Origin of the sequence: Streptomyces sp. TG1A-8 (assembly GCF_030499535.1) — a bacterium.
In the GTDB taxonomy this organism is placed as follows: Bacteria; Actinomycetota; Actinomycetes; order Streptomycetales; family Streptomycetaceae; genus Streptomyces.
In genome coordinates, this window is sequence record NZ_JASTLB010000004.1 from 199177 (window position 1) to 225416 (window position 26240).

At 69.4% G+C, this 26240-nt stretch carries 12 protein-coding genes and 3 pseudogenes; 5 read left to right on the forward strand and 10 right to left on the reverse strand.

Annotated elements, in window-relative coordinates; all coding sequences use genetic code 11:
• The first annotated feature begins 506 nt into the window (after window positions 1-506).
• Both QQY24_RS32965 and QQY24_RS32970 read left to right on the forward strand, forming a co-directional pair.
• Window positions 507-8888, forward strand: a complete 8382-nt coding sequence (locus tag QQY24_RS32965; RefSeq protein WP_301976623.1) for a type I polyketide synthase — start codon at window positions 507-509, stop codon at window positions 8886-8888.
• 170 nt (window positions 8889-9058) lie between these two features.
• Window positions 9059-9610, forward strand: coding sequence for a hypothetical protein (locus QQY24_RS32970; RefSeq protein ID WP_301976624.1), 552 nt, complete (start codon window positions 9059-9061; stop codon window positions 9608-9610).
• Here QQY24_RS32970 and QQY24_RS32975 read toward each other — a convergent pair.
• From QQY24_RS32975 to QQY24_RS32990, 4 genes and pseudogenes are all read right to left on the reverse strand, one after another.
• Complete coding sequence (locus QQY24_RS32975) at window positions 9558-10352, reverse strand: IS5 family transposase (protein WP_301976625.1); 795 nt, start codon at window positions 10350-10352, stop codon at window positions 9558-9560. The two genes, QQY24_RS32970 and QQY24_RS32975, sit on opposite strands and share 53 nt — an antisense overlap.
• Before the next feature lie 373 nt (window positions 10353-10725).
• Window positions 10726-12285: an AMP-binding protein gene (locus tag QQY24_RS32980; RefSeq protein ID WP_301976626.1), complete on the reverse strand. Its 1560-nt coding sequence runs from the start codon at window positions 12283-12285 to the stop codon at window positions 10726-10728.
• A gap of 179 nt (window positions 12286-12464) precedes the next feature.
• Window positions 12465-13064 (reverse strand): annotated as a pseudogene (locus tag QQY24_RS32985) (IS6 family transposase); the annotation flags it as partial.
• Window positions 13046-13243, reverse strand: a pseudogene (locus tag QQY24_RS32990) (hypothetical protein); the annotation flags it as partial. The pseudogenes QQY24_RS32985 and QQY24_RS32990, both read right to left, overlap by 19 nt.
• A 70-nt stretch (window positions 13244-13313) precedes the next feature.
• On the opposite strand from QQY24_RS32990, the pseudogene QQY24_RS32995 reads away from it, so the two are divergent.
• Window positions 13314-13604 (forward strand): annotated as a pseudogene (locus QQY24_RS32995) (transposase); the annotation flags it as partial.
• A 140-nt stretch (window positions 13605-13744) separates the two neighbouring features.
• Here the strand turns inward: QQY24_RS32995 and QQY24_RS33000 are convergent.
• The 3 genes from QQY24_RS33000 to QQY24_RS33010 all read right to left on the reverse strand — a co-directional run bounded on the left by QQY24_RS33000 (window position 13745) and on the right by QQY24_RS33010 (window position 17049).
• Entirely contained in the window at window positions 13745-15001 is a 1257-nt protein-coding gene (locus QQY24_RS33000) for an IS701 family transposase (protein ID WP_301970740.1), read from the reverse strand.
• Complete coding sequence (locus QQY24_RS33005) at window positions 14989-15876, reverse strand: Tn3 family transposase (protein WP_301976627.1); 888 nt, start codon at window positions 15874-15876, stop codon at window positions 14989-14991. The genes QQY24_RS33000 and QQY24_RS33005 overlap by 13 nt, the downstream gene beginning before the upstream one ends.
• A 168-nt stretch (window positions 15877-16044) precedes the next feature.
• Window positions 16045-17049, reverse strand: a complete 1005-nt coding sequence (locus tag QQY24_RS33010) for a recombinase family protein (protein WP_301976628.1) — start codon at window positions 17047-17049, stop codon at window positions 16045-16047.
• A 214-nt stretch (window positions 17050-17263) separates the two neighbouring features.
• Here QQY24_RS33010 and QQY24_RS33015 point away from each other — a divergent pair, with 214 nt between their 5' ends.
• Window positions 17264-18385 (forward strand): peptidoglycan bridge formation glycyltransferase FemA/FemB family protein, encoded by a 1122-nt coding sequence (locus QQY24_RS33015; protein ID WP_301976629.1) that lies wholly within the window; start codon window positions 17264-17266, stop codon window positions 18383-18385.
• A 209-nt stretch (window positions 18386-18594) separates the two neighbouring features.
• On the opposite strand, the gene QQY24_RS33020 is transcribed toward QQY24_RS33015, so the two are convergent.
• Complete coding sequence (locus tag QQY24_RS33020) at window positions 18595-21645, reverse strand: Tn3 family transposase (protein WP_301976630.1); 3051 nt, start codon at window positions 21643-21645, stop codon at window positions 18595-18597.
• A 310-nt stretch (window positions 21646-21955) separates the two neighbouring features.
• Between QQY24_RS33020 and QQY24_RS33025 the strand changes: the two genes are divergently transcribed.
• Window positions 21956-22429, forward strand: coding sequence for a hypothetical protein (locus QQY24_RS33025; protein WP_301976631.1), 474 nt, complete (start codon window positions 21956-21958; stop codon window positions 22427-22429).
• A gap of 194 nt (window positions 22430-22623) precedes the next feature.
• On the opposite strand, the gene QQY24_RS33030 is transcribed toward QQY24_RS33025, so the two are convergent.
• A complete protein-coding gene (locus QQY24_RS33030; RefSeq protein ID WP_367658070.1) occupies window positions 22624-24072 on the reverse strand; it encodes a protein kinase in 1449 nt (482 codons plus the stop codon).
• Window positions 24026-26194: an AIPR family protein gene (locus QQY24_RS33035; protein WP_301976633.1), complete on the reverse strand. Its 2169-nt coding sequence runs from the start codon at window positions 26192-26194 to the stop codon at window positions 24026-24028. Before QQY24_RS33035 ends, QQY24_RS33030 begins: the two co-directional genes overlap by 47 nt.
• Between the last annotated feature and the right edge of the window lie 46 nt (window positions 26195-26240).

Genomic DNA, 26240 nt, shown 5'->3' on the forward strand with positions numbered 1-26240 from the left:
TCAGCCCTTCCGTCTCCATCCGCGCCCGCTACGCCTGCACGCGTGCCGCCCACTCCAGCCCGGGAGCGGATCTCACTCCCGTCAGGAAGCCGCTTAACGTACGTGCGACTGACGGGTTCCACAGAGCCCGTGCGTTGCCGGTACTGGGCAGTTGTCGCGCAGCCCCGCTCAAAGCCCGCAGACGCGCCCCCAGAGTCCTTGGCGGGCACCTTCAGCGGTCGGTGGTCGGCCGGGACGGTTATCTCGGGTGCCGAGCGGGCTGCGATTTCTCGGTTTGGTGACAGTGGCGTGAGAGACGGTGGGACTCGCCGTATTGATGCTGATCAATACCTGTTTTCAGCGGAGAGTCGCTGTCATGGGTGTGAGAGAACGCCGCCGAACCGCTGTCACGGGCCGATATCTGTACAGGTGGCGGACTGGCACGAAACCGACAGGTCGCACCCGATGGAACCGGGCGGAACACGCCGCCATCCTCATCTACGAGTCCACGGGAGGGTTTCGAGCGAGTGAGTGCAGACGCGGACGTCATCAGGCCGCTGCCCAGGACGCTTCGGGTGTATGCCCGGTCGCTCGGGGAGAAGGTCGCCTTCGAGGACCGCCGTACGCGGGTGAGTTACCGGGACCTGGGGCTCAGGACCGAGCGGCTGGCCGGCCACTTGGCGGGGACCGGTCTGGCGCGGGGTGAACGGGTGGCCATTCTGCTCGGCAACCGCGTCGAGGCGGTCGAGAGCCTGCTCGCCGTTACCCGGGCGAGCGGAGTGGGCGTGCCGCTGGATCCCGGGAGCTCGGAGGCGGAGCTGGCCCGCCTGCTGGACGACTGCGGTGCGCGCGTGCTCATCACCGACGAGGCGCGGCCGGCGCGCTGGCCAGGACTGCTGTCCCGCCCCGGGCTGATCGTGGTGGTGGTCGAGCGCGGTGAGGAGAACGGAGACGCTCCGCCGTCCGGGGGCTTCGGAACGCCGGCGGACCGGGTCGGCGCGGTGGGCGGCGTTCTGCGGTACGAGGAACTGATGTCCACGGAGCCGGGGACGCCTGCCCGGGACGATCTCGCACTGGACGAGACGGCGTGGCTGCTCTACACTTCCGGATCTTCCGGCACACCTAAGGGAGTGCTGTCCACCCAGCGCAACCGCCTCGCGCCGGTCGCGGCGGGCCTCGTGGGCGCCCTCGGTCTGTCGGACCGGGACCGGGTGCTGTGGCCGCTGCCCCTCCACCACGCCATGAGCCAGGTGGTCTGCGTCCTCGGGGTGACCGCGACCGGGGCGAGCGCCGTGCTCCAGCCCCGGTTCTCGGTGGCGGAGGTGCTCGGCGAACTGCGCCGTACGGACGCCCCCTACACCCTCCTCGGCGGGGTGCCGACGACGTACTCGGCCCTGCTCGACGCGGTCCGGAGCGAGGAGGACGACGGGGACGGCGGCGGGCTCGGGACGCCCGCGCTGCGGGGCTGCGTAAGCGGGGGCGCTTGGGCGGGGCCCGGGTTCCGCAGCTCCTTCGAGGCGATCTGCCGGGTCCCCTACCTGGAGCACTACGGCAGTACCGAGGCGGGCCCGGTCACCATGGCGGCACCGGGCAGCACATCGGCGGCCGGTTCGTGCGGCCGGGTGCTGCCCGGCACCCGGGTCCGGGTCGGCGGTGGCGCGGACGGACAGGACACCGGCGAGGGTGAATTGTGGGTGAGCGGGCCCGGAGTCATGGTCGGCTACCACGGTAGGCCGGAGGCCACCGCCGAGGTGCTGCGCGACGGCTGGTTCCGCACCGGCGACCTGGCCAGGATCGAGGCATCCGGCGAACTCGCGATCACCGGCCGGGCGAGTGAGCTGATCATCCGGGGCGGGGCGAACATCCACCCCCCGGAGGTAGAGGCGGTGCTGCGGCGGCTGCCCGGGGTGGCGGACGCCGCCGTGGCCGGACGCCCGCACCCCGTCTTCGGGGAGGTACCGGTCGGCTATCTGGTCCCCGCGCTGGGCAGCGCTGCACTGGACAGGGGAGCGGTTCTCGCCGCCTGCCGCGCGGAACTGTCCGCTTTCAAGGTGCCCGCCGAACTGTACGAGGTGGAGGACATCCCCCGTACCGCCTCCGGGAAGGTCCGGCGCCACGCCCTCGCCGACCGGCCCGCGCGGACGCTGGGCACGGGGGCGGCCGGGGAGCCGGCGGCGGACCTGCTGGCCCTGGTGCGCAGCGAGGCGGCGGCCGTGCTCGGTCGTACGGCGGAGGCGGTGGAGCCCGAAACGGCGCTCCGGGACCTGGGCATGGACTCGCTGACGGCGACGGTGCTGCGGGAGCGGCTGGCGGCGGTGACAGGCCTGTCGCTCTCCGAGGCCGTCGCCTTCGATTTCCCCACGGCCGCCGCGCTCGCCGCCTACCTCCGTTCACGCAGCGCCGCCGCACCGCCGGGCGCCGGGACCGCGCACCGGGGCGTGGCCCGACCGGACGACGATCCTGTGGTGATCGTGGGGATGGCCTGCCGCTATCCAGGGGGCGTGACCTCCCCCGAGGAACTGTGGCGGCTGGTGGTCGACGGGACGGACGCCATCGGCCCGTTCCCCACCGACCGGGGCTGGGACACGGAGACGCTGTACGACCCGGACCCCGCCCGGCCCGGCCGGACGTATGTGCGTGAGGGTGGCTTCCTGACCGGTGTGGACCGCTTCGACCCCGGCTTCTTCGGCATCTCCCCCCGCGAGGCCCTGGCCATGGACCCGCAGCACCGGCTGCTGCTCGAAGTGGCCTGGGAGACTTTCGAGCGCGCCGGTCTCGTCCCCCGCACCCTGCGCGGCTCGTCAGCCGGGGTGTACGTCGGGCTGATGTACAGCGACTATGCCGGCCGCATCACGGAAGTGCCCGAGCACGTCGAGGGCTACCTCGGCCTCGGCAGCGCCGGAAGCGTCGCCTCGGGCCGTATCGCCTACACCTTCGGCCTTGAGGGCCCGGCCCTCACGGTGGACACGGCGTGCTCGTCGTCCCTGGTGGCCCTGCACCTGGCGGCCCAGGCGCTGCGCCGGGGCGAGTGTTCCTTTGCGTTGGCCGGCGGGGTAACGGTGATGTCGGGGCCCTCGTCGTTCGTGGAATTCAGCCGGCAGCGGGCGCTGGCCCCGGACGGCCGCTGCAAGGCGTTCGGCGCGTCCGCCGACGGCACGGGATGGGCCGAGGGCGCCGGCATGTTGCTGCTGAGCCGGTTGTCCGAAGCGCGCCGCGCCGGGCTCCCGGCGCTGGCCGTGGTGCGTGGCTCGGCGGTGAACCAGGACGGGGCGAGCAACGGGCTGACAGCACCGCACGGCCCGGCGCAGCAACGGGTGATCCGGCAGGCCCTCGCGGACGCGGGGCTGGCCCCCGGGGACATCGACGCGGTGGAGGCACACGGCACCGGCACCCGGCTGGGCGACGTCATCGAGGCGGAGGCGTTTCTGGCGACGTACGGGCGGGAGCCGCGGGAACGTCCGCTCCGGCTGGGCTCGGTAAAATCGAACATCGGTCACACCCAGGCCGCCGCCGGAATGGCGGGCGTGATCAAGACGGTGCAGGCGATGGCCCACGGCGTGCTGCCGCGTACGCTGCACGCCGACGAACCCAACCCCCGGATCGACTGGTCGTCGGGGCGGCTGGCGCTGCTGACCCGGGAGGCGGAGTGGCCGAGGACGGACCGCCCGCGCCGGGCGGGGGTGTCCTCCTTCGGCATCAGCGGCACCAACGCCCATGTGGTGCTGGAGGAAGCCCCGGTGGACCGGGACACCCCGCCGCCGGGTTCCGCGGCGGGCGACGGGGCCGGGAGCGGCCGCACCGAGGGCGGGGCGGTGCCGGCACCCGTGGCCGTTCCGGTGTCCGCGAGGAGCGGGCCGGGACTGCGGGCCCAGGCGCGGCGGCTGTACGACCGGGTGGCCGCCGACCCGGACGCGGCCCCGGTGGACATCGGGTACTCGCTCGCCACCACCCGCGCGGCCTTCGAACACCGGGCCGTGGTGGTAGCCCGGGACCGTGCGGAGCTGCTCACCTCCCTGCGGGCGGTGGCGGAGGGCGGAAGCCGGCCCGGGGTGCGGACGGGCACGACCCGCCGCCAGGGCCCGCTGGCCCTGCTCTTCACCGGCCAGGGCAGCCAGCGCGCGGGCATGGGTCGTGAGCTGTACGAGTCCTGGGAACTGCATCCGGGCTTCGCCCGGTCGTTCGACGAGAGTTGTTCCCTGCTCGACCCGCTGCTGCCGGTGCCTCTGCGGGACGTCGTGTTCGCCGGCTCCGGCACGCAGACGGGCGAGCTCCTGCACACAACCCGGTTCGCGCAGCCGGCGCTCTTCGCCCTGGAGACGGCCCTGTTCCGGTTGCTCGAAACCTGGGGGGTGCGCCCGGATCTGGTGGCCGGGCACTCGATGGGCGAGGTGACCGCGGCGCATGTCGCCGGGGTGCTGTCCCTCGCGGACGCCTGCATCCTGGTGACGGCCCGGGGCCACCTGATGGACGCGCTGCCCGCGGGCGGTGCGATGGCCGCCGTGGCCGCCGACCCGGACGAGGCGGCCGAAGCGGCCGCCCGGCTCGCCGGGACAGGGCGTGCGGTGGAGATCGCCGCCGTCAACGGGCCCGCCTCAGTGGTCATCTCCGGGGACGAGGCCGCGGTCAGGGAGACTGTCGCGTACTTCCGGGAGCGGGGCCGGTCCACCACGCCACTGCGGGTGAGCCACGCCTTCCACTCCGCGCGGATGGAACCCATGCTGGCCGGCTTCGCGGACGTGGTGCGGCGCCTTTCCTTCGCCGCGCCGCGGATTCCCCTGATCAGCGCCGTATCCGGCCGGGCGGCCACCGAGGAGGAGCTGAGCTCGCCCACGTTCTGGGTGGACCACGTCCGCCGCCCGGTCCGCTTCGCCGATTCGGTGGCGTACCTCCAGGACCGGGGCGCGGCGCACTACGTCGAGCTGGGGCCGGACGGCGTGCTCACCGGCCTGGTCCAAAGCTGCCTCGACGCGACCGGAGCGGCTCCGGCGGGCACGGGCACGGACGGAGCACCCGCCGGCGAGCGGACCCCGACGCCGTTGGTCCTGCCGACCCTGCGCGGGGCGCGGCCGGAGGCGGACGCCCTGCTCGACACCGTGGCCGCGCTGCACACCCATGGCGTGCCCATCGACTGGCGGGCCGTCTTCGCCGGACGCGGCGGGCGGCGCGTCACCCTGCCCACCTACGCCTTCCAGCGCCGCCGGTACTGGCTCGACGCCACCCCCCGGCACCCGGCCGTCCCCCGGCCGGACACCCGCACCCCGGCCCATCCGCTGCTGTCGTCCCGCACCGTGACGGCCGACGACGACGGGCTGCTGCTGAGCGGGCTGCTCTCGGTGCACGACCAGCCCTGGCTGGCCGACCACGTGGTGGCGGGGACGGTACTGCTGCCGGCGGCCGCGTTCGTGGAGATGGCCCTGCACGCCGGTGAGTCGGCCGGCACACCCGCCCTGGACGAACTCGCCCTGACCGCGCCACTGTCGCTGCCCGCGGACGACACGGTCGAACTGCAGGTGAAGGTGTCCGGGCCGGACGGCGCGGGACGGCGGACCGTGGTCTTCCACGCCCGGCCGCACACGCCGGCCGGTGACCGGCCTTGGCAGCGGCACGCCTCCGGGACGCTCAAGCCGGAGCCGGAGCCGGAGCCCCAACCGGCGGACCGCGGAGCGGCTGCCTGGGCCTGCGGCGGACCCTGGCCACCGCAGGGCGCGATACCGCTGCACGCCGGCCGACCGGACGCCAATCCGTACGAGCGGCTGGCCGGGAGCGGGCTGAGCTACGGCCCCGCCTTCCGCGGTCTGCGCGCGGCCTGGAGACTCGGGGCCGATCTGTACGCCGAGGTTGCGCTGCCCGAAGCCGCAGCGGCCACGCTCCCGCAAGCCGGCGGCCCAAAGTTCGCGCTCCATCCCGCCCTGCTGGACGCGGCGCTGCACGCCCTGGCGTTCGACGGCCGCGCCTTCGAGCCCGGCGGGACGGACGGCGCTGGGGTGTCCCTGCCGTTCGCCTTCAGCGGGGCGCGGCTGCACACCGCCGGCGCGCGCCAGCTGCGGGTGAGGATCACGCCCGGGCCGGACGGGCGGGCCAAGGTGGAGCTGACCGACGCGTCCGGCACGCCGGTGGCGACGGTACGTTCGCTGACGCTCCGGTCCCTTCCGCGTACCGGACCGGGAACGGCCGCCGCGGTCACCGGGGTGCTCCACCGGATGGACTGGGTACCGCTGCCCGAGCCGCCCGCACCCGCGGCGGTGCCCCCGTGGGGCGTTCTGTCAGCGGTCGGCACACCACTGGTGGACGTGCTCGCGCCCCGCGGCTCCGGCGTTCCGGTGTACGCCGGCCCCAAGGCGGACGGCGCGGCCCCGGCCGTCCTCGTCGCACCGTGCCCGACACCACCGCGGACGACCGGTGACACAGGGGACTTGGCGGCGCAGGCTCGATGGGCGGCGGGCTGGGCACTGCAGCTGGTACAGGAGTGGCTCGCCGAACCGCGTCCGGCGGGCTCCCGTCTCGTCCTCGTCACCTCCGGCGCCGTCACCCCGGTCGACGGCGGCACCAGTGCCGCGGACCGGGCCGCCTCCGACGGACGCGCTTCCGTACCGGCCCACGTGCCGGTGTGGGGGCTGATCCGCTCGGCCCTGCGGGAGAACCCGGGCCGTTTCGCCCTGATCGACACGGATGGTCACCCCGACTCCTGGCGCTCCCTGCCTGCCCTGCTGGCCGCCGCGGCGCCGGAGATCGCCGTACGACGGGGAACGGCGTACGTACCCAAACCGGTACCGGTGATCGGGACGACGGAGAAACAACGGCCCGCCAGGCGGCTCGGTCCGCAGGGCACCGTCCTGGTCACCGGCGGCACCGGTTCCCTGGGCATGCTCCTGGCACGGCACTTGGTCGCCGCCCATGGCGTCCGGCATCTGCTGCTCGCCGGCCGACGCGGACGGGACGCACCGGGGATGAAGGAACTCGTCCAGGAACTGGGCGAGTCGGGCGCCGAGGTGACCGTCCGGGCGTGCGACGTCGCGGACCGGTCGGCGCTCGCCGCCCTGCTCGACTCGGTGCCGGCGGCCCATCCGCTGACCGGCGTGGTGCACGCCGCGGGGGTGCTGGACGACGGCATCGTCCCGGCGCTCACTGCCGGCCGTCTGGAGCGGGTGCTGCGGCCCAAGGCGGACGCCGCCCTCGCCCTGCACGAGCTGACCCGGGGGTGCGACCTGGCCGTGTTCGCGCTGTTCTCCTCGGTGGCGGGTACCTTCGGCTCCGCCGGCCAGGCAAACTACGCGGCGGCCAACTGCGTGCTGGACGCGCTGGCACAGCACCGCAGGCGGCTCGGTCTGCCCGGTACGTCGATCGTCTGGGGCCCCTGGCGGCAGAAGGCGGGCATGATGGCGCACCTCACCGACGCGGACCTGCGGCGGATGGCCCGCTCGGGGTTCGGCCCGCTGGAAGAGGCCGAGGGCCTGGCCCTCTTCGACTCCGCCGTGGCGGGTGACGACCCGGTGGTGGTGGCGGCCCGCCTCGATCCGGGCGCCCCCGGCGGTGGCGATCCGGCGGGGGACCGGTCCCGGCCGCCCGCCCCCACCGCCCGCTGCGGCGGGGTCGGGCGGCCGCTCGGCCGACGGCTGGCGTCCGCTTCCCCGGACGAGCGGGACGGGTTGCTGCTCACAGAGGTACGGGCCCTGGCGGCCTCGGTACTGGGACACCCGCAGGAGGCCGGCGCAATCGACGGCGACGATCTGCTGGCAGACCTGGGACTCGACTCCCTGGCCGCGGTCGAACTGCGCAACCTGCTCGTGACGTCGACGGGGCTGGCGCTGCCGGCCACGCTGCTGCTGGACTTCCCGACCCCGCGAGCGGTCGCCGCCGAGCTGGCGCAGCGGTACGCCCGGGAGACGACCCCTCCCGCCGCCCCCGAAGGGCCGGCTGCCGCCGGCCAACCGGACGGCTCCGGCCCTCCGGCGCACGACGGTGTTTCCGGCGGTCCCGGGGCGGCCGGCCGGACGGAAGCTCCGGTACGGGTGGCGGGCCGCCCGAACACCGCAGCTGCTTCGGACGCCTCCTTGGGTGCACTCTTCCGTACCGCCTGCGACCGAGGGCGGACGTGGGACGGCATGGCGCTGCTCACCATCGCCGCACGCCTACGCCCGCTCTTCGACAGCGCCGGGGCTCCCGGCGCGGCACTCGACCCCATCACACTGGCACCGGGCGGCACGGGGCCCCGGCTAGTCTGCTTCCCCGCCCTCAGCGTGCTCTCGGGGCCCCGGGAGTACGCGCGCTTCGGCGCCGGGCTGCAGGGCCTGCGGCCGGTATCGGCGGTGCGGCACCCCGGGTTCGCGGCCGGGGAGCCGCTGCCGGCCACTTTGGACGCCCTCGTCACCGCTCAGGCCGCCACCGTCCGCGCGATCGCGGGTGACGTGGTCCTGCTGGGCCGCTCGGCCGGCGGCTGGGTGGCCCACGCCGTGGCCGAGCGACTGGAGGCCGAAGGCACCGCCCCGCTCGCCGTCGTCCTGCTGGACACCTATCCGAGCAGCGACGACCGTCGACAGGCGCTCTCCGTGATGACCTCGGACATGCTGCACCGGGCCGCGGAGTTCCCCTCGGCCGACCCGGACCGGCTCACCGCCATGGCCGGGTACTTCGAGCTGTTCGCCAGCTGGCACCCCTCGCCGCTCGACTCTCCGACCCTCTTCGTACGGGCTCGGGACCCGCTGCCCGGCACCGAGCCCGCCCCGGTCTGGAGCCTGCCGCACACCGAAGTCACCGTGCCCGGGGACCACTTCACCGTACTGGAGGAACACGTCCGCACCACCGCCCTCGCAGTCCACCACTGGCTGGCCGATCCTGACCGCCGCCACCCCGCCGCCCGGCACCACCCGGAGGACCTCGACCACCACTCGACCCCCGGCGAGGCACGGTGACCCCGGCCTCCCGGATCACCCGACCGCGGCACACCCCAGCCTGACGGGTCCCAGGCGACGCCGTCGACTGAGAAGCCGTATCTCAACCGAACATGCTTCCTTGATTTCTGCTGGTCAGGCATGGTTTTGCTCGGGTTGAGGGGGGCATCGCGGCGTCTTGTGTCCGCTTCATGGTCGAGGGGTGCGCGGTGGCGTCGGTGCTGGGGATGCTGGAGGAGCGGGAGGCGGCTGCCCGGGTGCGGGTGGAGGGTTTGCGGGAGGAAGCCGCGCGGCTGGCTGAGGTGCTGGAGGCTGCGGAGATCGAGCTGGACCGGCGGGTGATCGCGCGGGAGGAACTGCTCGAGGCCCTGGCGGTCTCCGCGGCTGAGTCCACCGCCGTGACCACGGCCGAGGCGGGGGAGGAGGCGGCGCCGTCGCTCGCACGGGTGCCGGGCTCGGCGGTGCCGCCCTGGCGGGAAGGGCCGCCGGTGACGGTTCCGGCGCCGGACTGTCAGCGGATTCTGGGCATCCTGGAGCAGCAGCGATCCACGGGTCACGGGCCGCTTCGAGCCAAGGAGATCGCGGTGGAGCTGGGCCTTGACGCGACGCCGGCGAAGGTCGAGGCGGTGCGGTCGAAGGCCCGGCGCCTGGCGGAGCGCGGCTGGCTTCTGCTGGAGGCGTCGGGGGCCTTCAGTGCCGGCCGGCGACCCGTGGCCGTGCCAGGCGCCGGCTCATCCGCGTGACCATCGACCACCGGATCATCGCCTCGCTGCTGGCGGGCAGGGTCTCGTAGTCCCGGGCCAGACGACGCGAATGCATCAGCCACGCGAACGTGCGCTCTGCCACCCAACGCCTGGGCAGCACCACGAACCCGGTCATGTCGCCGGTGCGCTTGACGATCTCCAAGGTCAGAGCGAGCTTGTCCCGGCACCAGTCGACGAGGGAGCCGGTGTAGCCACCGTCGGCCCAGACGAGGGTGATGTCGCGGTGCAGGCGGCGCAGCCGCCCCAGCAGGCCCGTGGCGGCGTCCCGGTCGCCGATGTTCGCGGCGGTGACGCAGACGACCAAGAGCAGACCGAGGGTGCCGGTCACGATGTGCCGTTTGCGGCCCGGCACCTTCTTCCCGCCGTCGTAGCCGCGTGAGGCGGCCGGCACCGTCGCGGCGGCACGCACCGACTGCGCGTCGATGATTCCCGCCGTGGGCTCGGCCTCACGGCCTTCGCGCTCACGGACCTTCCCACGCAGCCGGTCGTGGAACTCTGTGATCAGCCCGTGCTCGCGCCAGCGGCGGAAGAAGGCGTAAACCCGGCCCCAGCCGGGGAAGTCCGCGGGCATCGCCCGCCAGGAGATCCCGCCCGCGACCAGGTAACGGATCGCGTCCAGCAGCTGCCGGTGACAGTAGCCCTCGGGCCGTCCACCCCGCCCCTGGAGCCAGGCCGGCACCGGCAGCAACGGCCCGATGGCCGCCCACTCCGCGTCCGTCATGTCCGACGGATACCGGCGAACCCGGTCCGGATGATCGGCCGCGTTGCCGTACACGTGCGCGAGGCAATCGCACGACACGGCGGACGAGTTGAAGTCAACGGGCTCGGGCGCGTACAACAACGACAACAGGGCCTCCGGGAACCGCTCGGAATGGGACCGCACCCCCGAGCTACCAGGAGGCCCTGCCTTCATGCGCATACGGCCGGAAGATCACCCGACCAGGAACTCCGTTCGACCCACACGTTCCAAGATCGGTTGAGATACGGCTTCTCATGCCCCACAAAGAAGATTGAACCTCGGACCGAAGCCGCCCACACACTTGACGAAGAACATGGAAGCACCCCCGGCAGGTCACAGCGGGACTGCTGGGATCCTACGCGCGGGACGCCAGCGCGGCCGCGCGGAGGGCCTTTTTGTCGGTCTTACCGACAGTGGTCCTGGGGAGGGATTCGGTGATCGAGTAAGAAGCGGGCGTGTAGAGGTCTCCGAAGGCGTCGACGATCTCACGCGTCAGCCGGGCAAGGTTTGGAACCTCGGCCGGGTCTCTGGGGACCAGGACGACGTGCACGGTCTCCTTGTCGTCGTCGCCGGGCAGGCCGATGGTGGCGGCTTCCTTGATAGAGGGCTGTGCGACGAGGAAGTCATCGAGAAGGCGGGAATAGACGTTGTCGGCTGTGTTGCCCGTCACGATGATGTCCCGTGCCCGGTCGACCAGGTACAGATAGCCGTTCTCATCCTCACGCGCAATGTCTCCGCTGCGAAACCAACCCTCGTCGTCGAGTACCTCGGCGGTACGTTCCGGGTCGTTCCAGTAGCCCTCCATGACCATACGGCTGCGCACGTACAATTCGCCGACGTGCCCCACCGGCACCGGCTTGCCGTCGTCGTCGCGCAGCTCTATTTCGACTCCGGGCAACGGGCGCCCGCAGCTGGTCAAGGACTCAGGGCGGTGCAGATCGTGTTCTTGTGGCGTGAGCTCGGTGACGAGTCCGGTCTCGGATGCTCCGTATGCTTGGTCCAGTACCGGACCGAAACGTTCGATTGCTTGCCTAAGACGTGCCGGGGATGCTGCTGCGGCGCCGTAGTGGAGGGTCGTCAACGCAGGAAAGCGACCAGGCAGGCAGTCCGGATGGTCAAGCAGTTCGTACAGCATGGGCGTCACCACCATCATCCTCGTGACGCGCTCGCTCTCCATCACGGACAGGGCGGTGCCGGCATCGAACGTCCTCAGCAGCACGATGGTGTGGCCGCTCAGGACGCCTACCAGGAAAGCAGCGTGTCCGCTGGTGTGCGTCACGAGCGTGCAGATGAGTATCGCGGGGGCGGCCGACGAGCCGTCGGCGAACGCACTCGAAACCTCGACGTAGTTGTCATAGTAGCCACTGCGGTGGACGACCAGCTTGGGCATTCCCGTCGTACCACCTGTGTAGAGAAGCGTCGCGATGTGACAGCCATCGGCGGCTTCGCGGAGCGAGAGACCAGCACTGTCGGAGGCTACCGCCAAGAAGTCGGCAGCAATCGAGGATGCGCCGATGCTGAAGACATGCGGAAGCTCGATTCCTCCAGCAATCTGTCCGGCCCGCTCCTCGAAGACCGGGTCGAACAAGAGCATCTTGACGTCAGCGTGCTGGATGAACGCCTCGAGTTCGCTGTTGCCAGGCTCCGGTGGCACGAAGACCATGCGATAGCCCCCGAAATGCACGGCCAGCTGGAGCAGCAGCGCCTCGGGAGAATTCTCCACGAACAGTGCCACTCCATCCCCCTTGGCCAGGCCACTGCCCCGTAGCACCGCAGCGAAGCGCAGGACTGTGCTGACGGCCTCGGCGCCGCTGATCCGCCGCGCCCCCGCGACGATCGCGTCACGACCGCCTCTCTCCGAGAGCCGTTGCAAGACCGAGACGGTGTAGTTCGTGCCGACAGTGACTGTGTTCATGATCCCTCTTCGTACTCGTGCATGCTAGCCGGGGGATGACCCCAGGCTGTCTCACCAACCATGATCAACCGTGCCGGGCCTGTAAGACGTCGGCGGGGCGTTGTCACGTTGTTGGGTGTGCGGGTGTCTGACGGGGTGTGGAGGTGTGGTGGGGCCGGGTGCCGGCCCTGGGCTCGGGCCGCGGCAGGCCGGCTGGTGACGCCGGTGACCTGCTCCCGGACAGCGAAGCGGACGGTCGTCTCGGCGCGGTGTTGGGTGCCGGTCATCAGGTGGCGGCGGGGCCGGAAGCGGGGTGGGATGCCGCTGAACGCGGCCAGGAACCGCTGGGCTGCGCCCATGCTGCACAAGCCTTTCATCGCCCGTTCGCGTTGCCGGGTGGGCTGGTGGCTGTTCTCGGCCCGGCTGTTCAGGCCCTTGTATGAACGGTGCTCGACGCAGGGCATGACCTCGCGGTGGGCCGCTCGGTCGGAGCGGAGCCTGTCCGTGACGATCACCCGCGCCACCCCGCCCGTCTTCGTCAGCAGCATGCGCAAGAAGCGCCTGGCCGCAGCCGTGTCCCGGCAGCTGTGCACCAGGATGTCCAGCACCATCCCGTCCTGGTCTACAGCCCGCCACAGGTACTTCCGCTCACCGTCGATCTTGATGAAGACCTCGTCCGGATGCCACTTGTCACCGGGCTGAGGCTGTCGGCGGCGCAGGCCGCTGGCGTACTGCCGAGCGAACTTCAGGCACCAGCGCCGGACGGTCTCGTACGAGATGATTATGCCGCGCTCCAGCATCGGTGGATTCGCATGATCGTCGCAACGTTGCAGGATCGGAGTGCCAGAGCGGCGGTGAATGCCTGAGCCGGGGTCTGCCAACTCAATGTCTTGCGGGGTCGGTTGTTGAGCCTCTGCTCAATGACACGGAGGTCGTCAGCGGTGTGCAGGGACAGGTTCGTGCGCTTGGGCAGGTACTGAGCTGACCCCGGTTTCGTGGAGTCCCTGAAGCCAGGCTTATGATCCTGGCCCGAAGGAGAACCACGAGCTGTGCCAGCACCACGCAGGTACCCCGACGAGCTTCGTGAGCGGGCCGTCCGCGAGGTCCGCACGACGGGCCGGCCGATCGCGCACGTCGCCAAGGACCTGGGCATTCACAAGGAAGCCCTGCGCGGCTGGGTCCGTCAGGCCGAGGCGGACGCCGGCGAACGCGACGGCCGGCTGACCACCGCCGAGCACGAGGAACTGAAGCAACTTCGTAGAGAAGTAGCGGAGCTGAGGCGGGCGAACGAGATTTTGAAGGCCGCGAGCGCGTTTTTTGCGGCCGAACTCGACCGTCCCCGGACGAGGCCGACCAGGTGATCGAGCACCTCAGGGACAAGGGCCTTAGTACTCCAGCAGCGGTTCGTGGCCTGAGGTGCGTTTTCGGTAGTGGCAGCGGCGGGCGATGGCCTGGCGGTGTCTTCTCCAGGCGGACCAGTTCAGTGCGTGGGTGATGGGATCGCGGTCGGCTCGTGGGTGGGGCAGGAGAGTGTCCAGGAGCCGCCGGATCTCTGCCACGGTGAGCGGGACGGTGGCTGATCCGTTTCTGCAGCCCCCTTTGCCTCCCCGCCGGCCTGGGCTTGTGCTGCGAGTGCGGCCAAGACGGCGTGGGCGAGCATGGCCAGGGTGATGTGCCGATACCAGCCGACATAGCGGCGGACTTCGTACTCGTCCAGGCCGCACTCGTTCTTCGCGGCCTGGAAGCACTCCTCGATCGCCCAGCGGGAGCCGGCGATGCGGACCAGCTCGGCGATCTCGACACCCACGGGTGCGTAGGCCAGGTAGTAGGCCACATCTTCGGGGTCGGACAGGCTGCGGCGGGCCATCACCCACCGGTGATGGGTCGGCGGATCCGGATCGAAGATGATGTTGGCGGGCAACTTGGCCCCGGCCCAGTCGTAGATCCGCGGGCCCTTCGCCCCATCGCCGCAGGACAGCCGCTGCCAGGCATCATCGGGTGCTTCATCGATGAGATGGTCGATGCGCCAGATGCCGGCCAGGGACTTGATCTGCTGGGACTTGGGCACCGCCACCACGTAGCCGACGCCCGTCTGCTCGAGCAGGCGGCGGAAGTGCCAGTCCTGCCCGTAGGCCTCATCCGCGGTCACCCACGACGCCGGCAGGCCGGCGGCCAGGCAGCGGCGGACGATGTCCCGGGCCAGTTCCCCCTTGGTCGCAAAGCCTCGCCCGTCGGGGATCTTGGCCGCCCGGCAGCGGTCACGGTCGGACGTCCAGGCTTTGGGCAGGTAGAGCTCCCGGTCCACCAAGGCCCGGCCTGAGCTGGTGGCGTAGGCGCCGAACACGCCGATCTGACAGTTGTCGATCTTTCCTGAGGTGCCGGTGTACTGCCGACTGACCCCGGCTGAGGTGGTGCCCTTCTTGATGAATCCCGTGTCGTCGATGATCAGCACACCGCCCGGTCCGAGCCGTTCGGCGACGTAGGCACGGACGTCGTCACGCAGGGCGTCCGCGTCCCAGACACTGCTGTTCAGCAGCCGCTGAAAGCCGTCCGGAGTGCGGTGACCTGCCCATTCCGCAAGCTGCCAGCCGTTCTTGCGTGTCGCCCGCCCCAGCAGACCACGGACGTAGTCCCGCATCCGCCACCGCAGATCCGCCCGAGTGAACCTGCCCGCCACCCGAGCGAACACCAACTCCAACTCGCCGGCCCAGCAAGCGGCTTCACTCATCCCCTCCATACCAGGACAACGACAACCACCAGCTCAGGACACGAACCGCTGCTGGAGTAGTAGGTGGGGTGGGAGGCGTTGCGGGTGAAGCGGCGCAGGATCGCCTCGGTGGACGCGGTCCGCGTGCGGATCGCGGTGGCGTACTTGATCATCTGGTCGTACTGCTGGCCGATCAGCTCCCAGCGGATCGGGCGGGTCAGCGCCGGCGTGAGCTCCGGGTAGGCGTCCGGCTCACCGGCCAGTGGCCGATACAGCTTCACCTTGTTGATCCGCTTGATGCGCGGCAGCAGATCGAAGTTCAGCAGCCTCGTGATGCCGAACCCGATTTCCGACTGGCCATGCGAATCCGTGTAGTTGGCCTCGACGTCCATGGTGGTGCCGTGCCGCATCGCGCCCTCGACCATCGCGGCGGCCTCGGAGGCGGTGCAGTTGATCAGCTGGGAGTGGATGGCCAGGGACTTCTTCTCCACGTGCCAGTAGATGAGCACCCCACGACCGCCGTAGCGCGAGTGCCACTCGGTGAACAGGTTCTGGTCGTAGGCCCGCACGTGCGTGGAGTCGGAGGCCACCGCGGTCGAGCCCTGCCCCCACAACTCGGTGCTGCGGGCGGCGAAGGTGGCGTTCGCGATCTCGATGGCAATCTGCCGGGCCGTCTCCGGGGTCAGGTACCGGCGGCGCACGTAGCGCAGTTCGTCCTCGGTATGGCCGTGGCCGCCGGAGGCGACGGCCTTGATCCCGGTGTTGGTTCCGTAGGCGTAGATCACCAACAGCAGGCGCTCGGCCAGCACCTCCGCCGAGAGAGAGCCGCCGCCGGAGACCGAGGTGACCGCGTCCAGGCAGCCCGTGCGCAGGACGGCCTCCTTGAGCATGCCGATGAGCGGCACGATGCCCCACCGGCGCTGTACCTCGCCCTTGATCCTGCGCAGGTTCTTCGGCTCGGGCTGGGCCTCGGCCGGGGTCAGCCGGATCGCCCCGGACTTCCGCTCGGCGATGTCCGGCCCTCGGGGAGTATCCGAACGGAAATTAGCGGTAGCGGCTGACGCCGTGCCGCGTCACTGAGCGGGTTCCGCTGCCGCCGTGCGCGGGCCGGGGAGTTCCCAGGCCTGGAGGGCGGCGAAGTCGGCATGGGCTTGTTCGACGGCTTCGGGGTATGTCTCGCGCTTGGCGTGCTCGGCGAGCGCCCGGTAGATGCTCGCGACCGAGGGGTTCTGTCCCTTGCGCTTGCCGGTGGGGATGATCAGGTCGAGCTGGATCTGCTCGACGGACTCGCCGCCCGCCCGGCGCCGCAGCACGGTGTGCAGCATGTCCTCGGTGATGACCGGCGGCCGGCCGCCGTGCTTGCCCTTGCGGGCCGCGGTGTCGAGCCCTTCCAGCGTCGACTCCCGGATGTTCTCCCGCTCGGTCTCCGCCATCGCCGCGAAGAACGCGAACAGCAGCTTGCCCGGCCCGGTGGGGTCGTAGATGCCGGGCAGGGGCCCGGCGAGCATCTCCAGCACCAGGCCGTGGGCGGTGAGGTGGTCGGCGAGTACGGTGAGCTCGGCGGCGTCGCGGCCGAGCCGCTTCATCTCGTACACGGTGAAGATGACCCGGCAGTGCGGGGCGTGCGCCTTGACCTCCCGCGCGGTCCGAAGCGCCTCCTCGAACTTCGGGCGGACCCGCACCCGGGCGCTGATCTTCTCGGCGAAGATCTTGTCGCGGGGGATGCCGTGCTTGCTGAGCGCGTCCAACTGCGAGTTGAGTTCCTGCCCGAGGGTCGAACACCGCGCGTACCCGATGCGGATGTCCGCGCTCGGTAGGTCCGGGTCGACCGGCGCTGGCGGCGGGCTAGACGGCCGCCACGGCCGACCCGGCCCGCGGTCCGCCGGGGTCGGCACCCGCAGCGCCTTCTTGAGCCGGAGCACCTTCGTGAAGCGGCGGGTGTGATAAGCGGAGGCGACCGCGCCGCCGCGCGAGCGGCACGGTGAGCCGGGCTGAGCGTCGCACTTCGGACAGGCGTGCTGTTCGACATCGTCCGCGTCCGAGCGGTCATTCGAGGAGGGCTGCTGAGGGTCCGTCATGGGCCCGGATTTTCGCACAATGCAAGTCTCAGAAGGGGGCCCGTCCCGCTTTTGAGTGAGAACGGGTTCTGTGAGCGAATCCGGCATCGGCGGGGGCCCGGCGAGCGATTGTCGATCTTGCTCGCGCAAAGGACCGTTTGTGCGAAGTCGAGTTCGTGATCATCAGTGTGGGTCGTCTCCGTAGACTTGGCCGCCGAACAAAGGAGCGCGGCGAATGACGTATGACCTCAAGGTGATCACCCGTGAAGAGCATCTGGCCTTCGTCATGGCCCAGCCTTCGGTAAGTCACACGCAGGTGCCCTCTTGGGGGGAGGTGAAGCCGGACTGGCGGGCCGAGAGTCTGGGCTGGTTCGACGAGGAGGACCGCCTCGTGGGGGCCGGGCTGGTGCTGTTGCGGCCGCTGCCGAAGACGAAGCGGTACCTCGCCTACTTGCCTGAGGGACCGGTGATCGAGTGGGCAGCGCCGGACATCGAGCAGTGGCTGAAGCCTATGCTCGCCCACTTGAAGGAGCAGGGCGCCTTCTCGGTGAAGATGGGGCCGCCTGTCGTGGCTCGCCGGTGGAGTGCTGAGGCGGTCAAGGCCGCGATCGCGGACCCGCAAGCCCGGCGGCTGCGGGACGCGGAGGCCACCGCGCATGAGCCGCGTGCTTTCGACCTTGCCGACCGGCTGCGCCGGATGGGCTGGCAGCAGACCGAGCCCGGCGGCGAGGACGGCTTCGCCGCGGGCCAGCCCCAGTATGCGTTTCAGGTCCCCTTTGCAGGCCGGTCCCTAGAGGAGATCAGGCGGGGCCTCAACCAGCAGTGGCGTCGCAACATCAAGAAGGCGGAGAAGGCCGGTGTCAAGGTTGTCCAGGGTAGATACGAGGACCTGACCGTCTTCCACGCGATCTACACCGAGACTGCCGAGCGCGACCGATTCATCCCTCGTCCGCTGGGCTACTTCCAGCGGATGTGGAACGCGCTGAGGGCCGAGCACCCCGACCGCATGCGTCTCTACCTCGCCTCCCACGAGGGCGAGGTGCTCGCGGCCGCCACGATGATCACTGTTGGCGAGCACGTCTGGTACTCCTACGGCGCCTCCACCAGCCGTAAGCGCGAGGTTCAGCCGAACAACGCCATCCAGTGGCAGATGATGTGCGACGCGCATGAACTCGGTGCCGGCGTCTACGACTTCCGCGGTATCACGGACACCCTGGAGGAGAGCAACCACCTGCTGGGACTGCTCCGCTTCAAGGTGGGCAGCGGAGGCGAGGCGATCGAGTACCTCGGCGAGTGGGACTACCCGCTCAACAAGGTCCTGCACAAGGCCCTGGATCTCTACATGTCACGTCGTTAGGTTCTGTCCTTCGGTCCGGGGCCGGGACAGCTCTTGTCGGAGGGCTCCGCCCTCGTCAGGGGCGGGTTCCACACCAGACTGGATCCCCCACGTCGACGAGGTCGGACTGCTGGTCCGGATTGGCGAAGCCCTCGATGCGCTTCCCGAAGGGGCGGTCCGGAGCCATCGCAACTGGCTCCGGACCGCCCTTCGACTGTACGGGCCTTGCGCTACTCGTCCTCGCTGTCTCCGGTCTCGTCGCCGCTGTGCGGGTCGCGTAGCGGCCGCAGGCCTGGTGCTGACGGTCGGGTGAAGGCGTAACGGCCCAGGAAGTTGATGTGGTCGAACTGGAGCGGGGAGAGCCGGGCGAGCAGGTCATCGGTGACGGGGAAGCCGTCGGCGGCCAGCTGCTTGACGGCGGCGTCGATGTAGAGGCTGTTGAACAGCACCACCGCGTTCAGGGCCAGGCCGAGTGCGCCGAGCTGGTCCTCCATGCCTTCGCGGTAGTGCTGGCGCAGTTCGCCGCGCTGTCCGAAGAAAATCTTGCGGACGAGGCGGTGGCGGGCCTCGGTGACGTTGAGCTGGGCGCCGATCATCCGCCGGTATCCCTCGTCGGAGACGAACTGGAGCAGGTGCAGGGTCTTGAAGATCCGTCCGTAATGGGCGAACGCGTCGCCCAGGCCAGTCGGCTTGCCGTCCCGGGAGAGCATGCGGATCAGGTCGTGGCCCCGGACCTCGCCCAGGGTCAGAGAGCCCGCCACACGAAGCATATCGCCCCAGTGGGCGCGGATCCGGTCCAGGCGGATGATGTGGTTCGAGGCTGGCTGGAGCGGCCCGTAGTCGGCGGCGGTGTTGGTCCGCCATAGCCGGGCGTCGGAGATGTCGGCGATTCTCGGCGAGAACTGGTAGCCGCAGATCGCGAACAGGCCGAAGACGATGTCGGAGTACGACGCGGTGTCGGTGATGACGGTCTCCGGCTTCGGTCCGCCGTCGCGGGCGTGGATGGCGTCCAGGATGAACAGCGAGTCGCGCAGCGTGCCCGGCACGACCACTCCGCCCAGCCCCATCACCTGGTCGTTGACTACGTTCAGCCAGGTGGCGCCCTTGTGCCGCAGGCCGAAGTAGCGGGGATTCGAGCCCGCGTAGAGCGTCTGCACGGGGACGGTGAACCGGACGCCGTCGGCGGAGGCGACCAGGCCGCCGCCCCACGCCCTCACGACGTCAATTTTTACCTGTGCCTCGATGAACAAGCCGTTGGCCGCCGAGATGTTCTCCGCCCGGAAGTAGCCCTGGTCGACCTGGACCAGGCGGCCTCGTGTGAGCGCCGGGACGTCCGGCTTCATGACCGGTGTCATCCCGACGTTGCACGCCTCGCTCAGCAGCACCGCGCACAGGCTGGTGGTGAAGCCTTCCATGCTGGAGTCGGCACCGGAGATGTGCGTGAACGCGTCCGCCATCCCAGTCAGCTCGGCAACCTCCAGCAGCAGCTCGGGGAAGTCGACCTTCGGCAGCATGCCGTTGACCAGCTGCCGGAACGGCGGCATGAGCTTGGGCTCCTCGGCCTTGCCGAGCTTGGCCAGCTTCAGCTTCCCGCCAACGACTTCCAGCGCGGTGTTGCCCGGCAGCCCGGTGGCGATCTGGACGTACGCGGCATGCAGGGCGGAGGCGAGTTCCGCGAGGTGTCCGGCCGGTTCGCTCTCCAGTCCGAGCGCGGTAAGCACCTTGGGCTCGGCGGCCGCCCACTTCTCCCCGGCCAGCAGCTTGGCGCGGGGGTTGCCCCAGCGGTCGCCGTCCTTGGCGAACACGTCCCGCCGGCGCAGGGAGCGGTGCAGGTGCTCCAGGACACAGAACGAGTACGCGGCCTTGTCGACCACGCCTTGCGGCAGATTGGGATTGGCGAACACCAGCCGCCGCCACGAGCCCGTCACCAGCTCCGTGGAGACCTCCTCAGCGCCCACCTTCTTGCGGCCGATCAGGCCCGGCAGCTGCTTGAGGGCCTTCACGACCGGGGCGCCGGCCTCAACCGCGCCGAAATCAATGACCTCGACCAGGAGGCGGATGAAGCCGCGCACGGTGCCGTAGCGGACAATCAGCTCAGCCCGCCACTCCGCGTCGTCGTCCCCGTCGGTGTCCGGGACCACCGCGGCGATCGTGGCGAGCGCGTCGGCCAGCTGCTCGCGTGGCACGACCTGCTCGATCGCCGACCACGCATCGACGACGGAGACGAGTTCGCCGGTGTCGGTCGCGGGCGGTGTCGTCATCAGCACGTCGACAGCCGCGGCGACCTTCTTCGCGGCCTTGCGCAACTGAGGAAGGGCCCTGAGCTTGGCGTCGTTTCCCATGCGCTCGGCCTTCGCGAGCAGTCTGGTGGCCATCAGCGCGTGCAGCAGGTCGAGCGCGTCGTCGACCGTCGCGGTCTCCAAGTGCCGCACGGTCGCCAGCAGAGTGGCGGTCTGCCGGGTGACCTCCAAGCGTTTGAGCGTCGGCTCCTTCGAGGTCAGCCCGTAGCGGGCCAGCCCGGTCATCCGAGCGGCCGGTACCCGCCCGGCGTCGACTGCGCCGGCCCCCAAGCCCCGCACCTCACGGGCTCGGTCCAGGGCCAGCTGCATGGCCTTGCCCGACACCTTCATCGGCCCCAGCCGCAACCGCTCCAGCTCCGACACCCGCTTCTTCTCGGGCACTTCGAGCAACCTGGCCATCTCGGTGCGCAGGTCGTACGGCACCGCCTCGTACAGCGCGGCGTGCAGCCGGTCGTTCTCCTCCTGGCGGACCGCAGCCACCATCCGGGCCAGCGTCGTAACCCCGGGCAGCAGCACCCGGTTGTTGACCAACCACACCACCGCCCGGTCGAACAACGCGCGCGGCCCCTCCAGCGACGACCACACCCGCGCCGCCAGGAACTCCCGCAGCTCCTCCTCGCCCGCAGCGAAGTCCCGATACCCGTACTCGTCGCGGATCTCCCACGCGTGCTCGTACGCCGTCTGCGAGCGCGTCCCGTACTCGGCGAAGTGCGCGTCATCGATACCGAGCTGCTCGGCGACGAACCGCACCACAGAGGCCGGGACCGCTGTGGGATCCTCAGTCAGGAAGGTACCGAGCATCCGCACCGTGCCCCACTGCACCGCCCATCCCAACCGCGTCGCCGGACGGCGCTTCACCCGCGCCAGACCCAGGGCCCTGGTGTCCAGGCGGAAGAACTGTTCCAGCTCGCCGGGCGACAGCTCCATGGCGAACCGCCCATAGCGGGCTTCTTGCTCGGCAGACAGGTACTCAACAGGCATGCCGAGGACCGTAGAGCCCGCTGACCAGGCGAAACGGGCCTGTCACCGAACCGGAATCAAGATCGCCCTGCTACCGCTAATTTCCGTTCGGATACTCCCCGAGGGCCTTGCCCGCTGCCAGCCCCTCGACGCCGCTCAGGGCACCCCGGCGGTCCCGGCACAGCGCAAGGCCCGCCGCGAGTACGAGAACCGCGTCACCACTCTCGGAACTCCGGCCTGACCAAGATCACCGGCTTAGCGTTAACCGCTGTACCGATGTTCCCCGAGGCCGAACTCTGCATCAGAGGATGAGATCACCGAGGATCTGTTGTTGCCGCTCTTTCGACAACTAGGGTTCCAGCGCATCACCGCAGCAGGGCACCGCGACAAGGCCTTGGAGTACGGCAAGGGCGTGTGGATGAAATACATCCTTCCCACCACTCACGTCCTATACTTCGGGATTCAGGTGAAGAAGGGAAAGCTCGACGCGTCAGGCGTCAGCAGGAGTGGAAATGCCAATGTGGCCGAGATCTTGAACCAGGTCACCATGATGATCGGTCACGAGATCTTCGACCCCGAAATCGGCAAGCGCGTACTAGTAGATCACGCCTACATCATCGCTGGTGGAGAGATTACTAAGGCCGCGCGAAACTGGCTCGGCAACGCGCTTGATGCTTCTCAGCGAAGGTCTGTGATCTTCATGGATAGGGACGACATCTTGAACTTGTATGTCGTCAACGGGCAGGCCGTACCGGAGTTGCGCAGCAGGCGCCGCGCCCCGTCGTCATCCACTCCGCCGTTCTGAGTCTGCCCCGACAGCCAAGCGGCAACCCGCACAGCTCGCTGCGCTGACGTCGCCGCACCCTCTCACGGAAGACTTGGCCCGGAGATACAACCAGGCCTGACAGTTCTCAATCGCTCAGGAGAGGATCTCGCCGACTCGCAGATAGCAGTGCCCCATCTCACTAGCGTGATTACGTGTTTCGGGCGATTACCTAGTCAGCTGGAGCGGTGATTGCGCAGTCGCTGCCGAAGCGCAACGAGGGCCTTGTGGACTGGAGCTGTTGCCTCGGCATCGCGCCCGTAGACCCTCACCATGTCGTCGTACAACTGCGCCAACGCACGTGCGGCCTCATCCAGGCGCTCAACCGCCAGAAGCAGCAATGCCACATGCTGGCGTATCTCAAGCACCACGTGATCGGTGTCGCCACGTGTCGGCTGCAGGTCGTCCCGAACGTCCTGGAACCGCTCCAGCGCCGCCTCCTGCTCTCCTCGCGCTGCCAGACATTGGGCTGCGCGAATGCGGCAGTGGAGCGCAGGCTGGTCAATCGTGCGGCCGAGTTCCTGGGCCACGCTCTCGTACTGCGCGAAGGCCTCAAGAACCCGCCCTGCATCATACAGGGCGTCAGCTCTGCGGACTCGTTCGCCAACTCCCCCGTTGGCTCCGCCGGTCTCGTGTCCCCCGCGTGGTGGAGAGGCCGAAAACGCGTCGACACGCAGGCCGGGAGGCAAGGACCGTACCGGCTCAATCAAGGGCGGAAAGCCCGGGTCCTCTAGGTGGGCGAAGCCGGCGGGTGGCAGGACCTCGGCCAGTTGCTTGAGCACCTCCTCCACACTCGGCCGCCCATCAGCGTGTTTCGTCAGCATCGCCGACGCCAGGCTGCACAGCCTCGGATCGACGTCCGGCCGGAGCTCGCGAAGCGAGGGTGGGTCCTCGTGTACGTGCGCATACAGCAGATACACCGGCTCACCGACGAAGGGCGTTATGCCAGCGATCAATTCATGAAGCAGCACACCGAGTCCGTACACGTCGGTGCGAACGCTGCCAGGCGTCCCCAGGGCCTGCTCGGGAGACATGTATGCCGGAGTTCCTAGAGGCTGATTCCCCCTGGTGATGCGGGGAGCGTTGGGGCCTAGGTCGCGGGCCAGCCCAAGGTCGAGAAGTATGACCTTGCCGTCGACGCCCAGCGTGATGTTGTCGGGTTTGATATCGCGGTGGATGATCGAGAACTGGTGAAGGTGCTCGACCGTCACACACAGATGCGTCATCAGGCAGGCGATCCACTGGTCTGACGGCCGACGTGAAAACTTCATGACCTTGGTCAAGCTCGTCCCTTGCACCAGTTCCATGACGATGTACGCGTCCCCGGTGGTCTCGTCAAAGCCAGCGTCGTACACCCGGGCAAGTCCGGAGCACGAGAACCGTGCGCCAATCTGCGCTTCACGCTGGAAACGCGCCACCATCTGCTCGGCATCGGACCGGTCTTCTAACAGGTCCTGACGGATCAGCTTGACGGCGACATCGCGTTCCAACGTGCTGTCTCGTGCGAGGAGGACCAGCCCCATCCCCCCGCGGCCGAGCGTAGAGCGCAGCTCGTACCGTTTGCCGATAGTCCGTCGCTCATACACCAGAGGCGCCGTCCTGCCGCGCCGCCTCCTGAGTACCACCCGCAGCCGTGCCGTTGGACTCCCGCTGCCAGATTTCCTCAGCCAGCTCCGCCAGCGTCTGGCCGCTAGGCAGCGTCCAGCGGGCTGCTCCGTTCACGGCCACGGGTGCCTCGTTCCACCCACTCTCGCGCCACATGTGCATGATCAATCCGGACGGGGAGTACTGCCGCCCATCAGCACGCCACTGCAACGGCCTCTTGACATCATTAGACCAAACAGCCATGAACCGGTCTGGGTCGGCGTTCAGCCAATCACCAATGCTCTGCTCTTCCCGTGAGGTAGGGGAGTACATCAAGAGAGTTCCGTCCGGCAGCCGGTCATGGCTGACCAGAAGGCGGACCGAATTGGGTTTCCGTTCGCTTCGCCCCACGAGGACATCTCGCGGTTCCAGTGCCGGCGGCCTCCAGGCCGGGTCGGCCAGGTCAGCCAGAACATCTGTGACCAAGCGGGCAGCCGCGGCTGCGTCGTGAAAGAGCGGGGCCACCAGGGTCCGGTCACCGAATTCGCATTCAATGTGGGCAACGAGGCTCGAGACGACATCAGGCACGACGGCTCGGGCCTGCGACAGTGCCGTAGCCCAGTCCGCATCAGGGACGTCGATGTCGCTGAGGTCTGCGTGCTGAAACACAATGTGCGCGATAAGCAGCCGCCCGGCATCAGCGATTCTCGCGCCACGGCCGACGAGACGGGAATGCAGTGCGCCGAGGGATTCCTGCACGGTGCGTAGCAGTTGGACAGAGCGCCAAATCTGCAGCGCCGAGGGCTGGGTGCCAAACAGCCTCGTGTAGGGAGCGTGCGGGCCATCCTCCCAAAGGGCATCCCCGCGACCGGCGAGCACCGCCAATGCCGAATCGGCGTAGGAGCAGGCCAGGGCCGTAGCAGCCTCCTCGACCGAACAGCCCTCCTCCGGCCCGGGAAGCAACGCCCCGCGCTTCACGACATATTCCTTGCCGAGCGACAGTCTGAAGTCATCGCGGATCTGCGTCTGAACCGGGTCGAGGGCAATGAAGTCGCGGCGTAGCGCCTCGTTCTGCGTGTTCACCGCCCGTGTCAGCTCACGGGCCAGGCCCTCAGGCGCATCATCAAGGCAAATGATCCGCACCATGACCGTGGCATCCTTCACGGTCGCAGGATCTTCGCGAAAGGCCCTGTACACGGCGGCTGTCGTCTGCGCGCCGTTGACGATGGAAGCACCGCTTAGAACCAGACGGGCCGGGGCGCCGTGTTGCCGTTGATCGAAGAACTCAGTGCGCACAGAGTCACACAAGACGGTGATTCCATTGTTGAAGTACGAGAAGTATTCCGGCTGTTTCCGGAGAGTAGAGTCCAGGCCAAGATTCACAGCGGTGTCGCCCAGCGGGTGGCGCATGTTCCGAGCAAAGAGAGCGGCGCCCTGTTCCTGGTACCAGCGCGCGACCTCCTGAGCAGAGACCACCCCGTGGTACGCCGAGTGCGGGAGAGATTGGTGGAACCAACCTCGCGAGAACGTGGCCGTGAGTTCGACAGCGGGGTCCTCCAGATCACTCAGAGCTGCGGCGTGGAAGTCCGCTGCGGAGAGCACCCGCAGGTCCGCTATCGGACCGAAGCGGTTGATCTCAGCCAGCTCCGAATTGATCGCGGCGAGGAGCCGGTGGCTGGATTCCGCTGTCCCCATGACGGCCAGGACCAGATGGACCCCGGCATTCGGCGAGGCGAGGACCTCTTCAATCGCCGCTACATGTGGCTGGAGTTGCTGGTTGAAACGCTCGAAGCCGCGCCCTTCGAGGATCCGAAACCCGCGCAGGAGTTTGGTAGCCGACTCGCTGTCAGCTCGTGCCGCAGCGCTGTCGCTCCACTTGGCCTGGATCAGCCACAGCTCACCCGTGGCACTGGAAGTCGCCACTGCGTCGATGCCGAGGTCGTCGAACCCGTCAATCACGGATGCGGCGGCTTGCTGGAAGGTGCACCCCGTCAGCATCCGGGCCGCCATAGCAGCCAACGCCCGCGCCTGAAATGCACGATCGCGCTGCGGATGACCGACGGCCTCCACATCGTCCATATTGATGAGATCGCCGAATTTACGGGCAAGCATTGCACTGATATGGCGGGCCGCCAACGCCCCGCTGCCGCTCGCTCGCGCCATACCGCCCTACCCCGCCTCGCTACTGCAATCGGTCGAAGCAGTATAG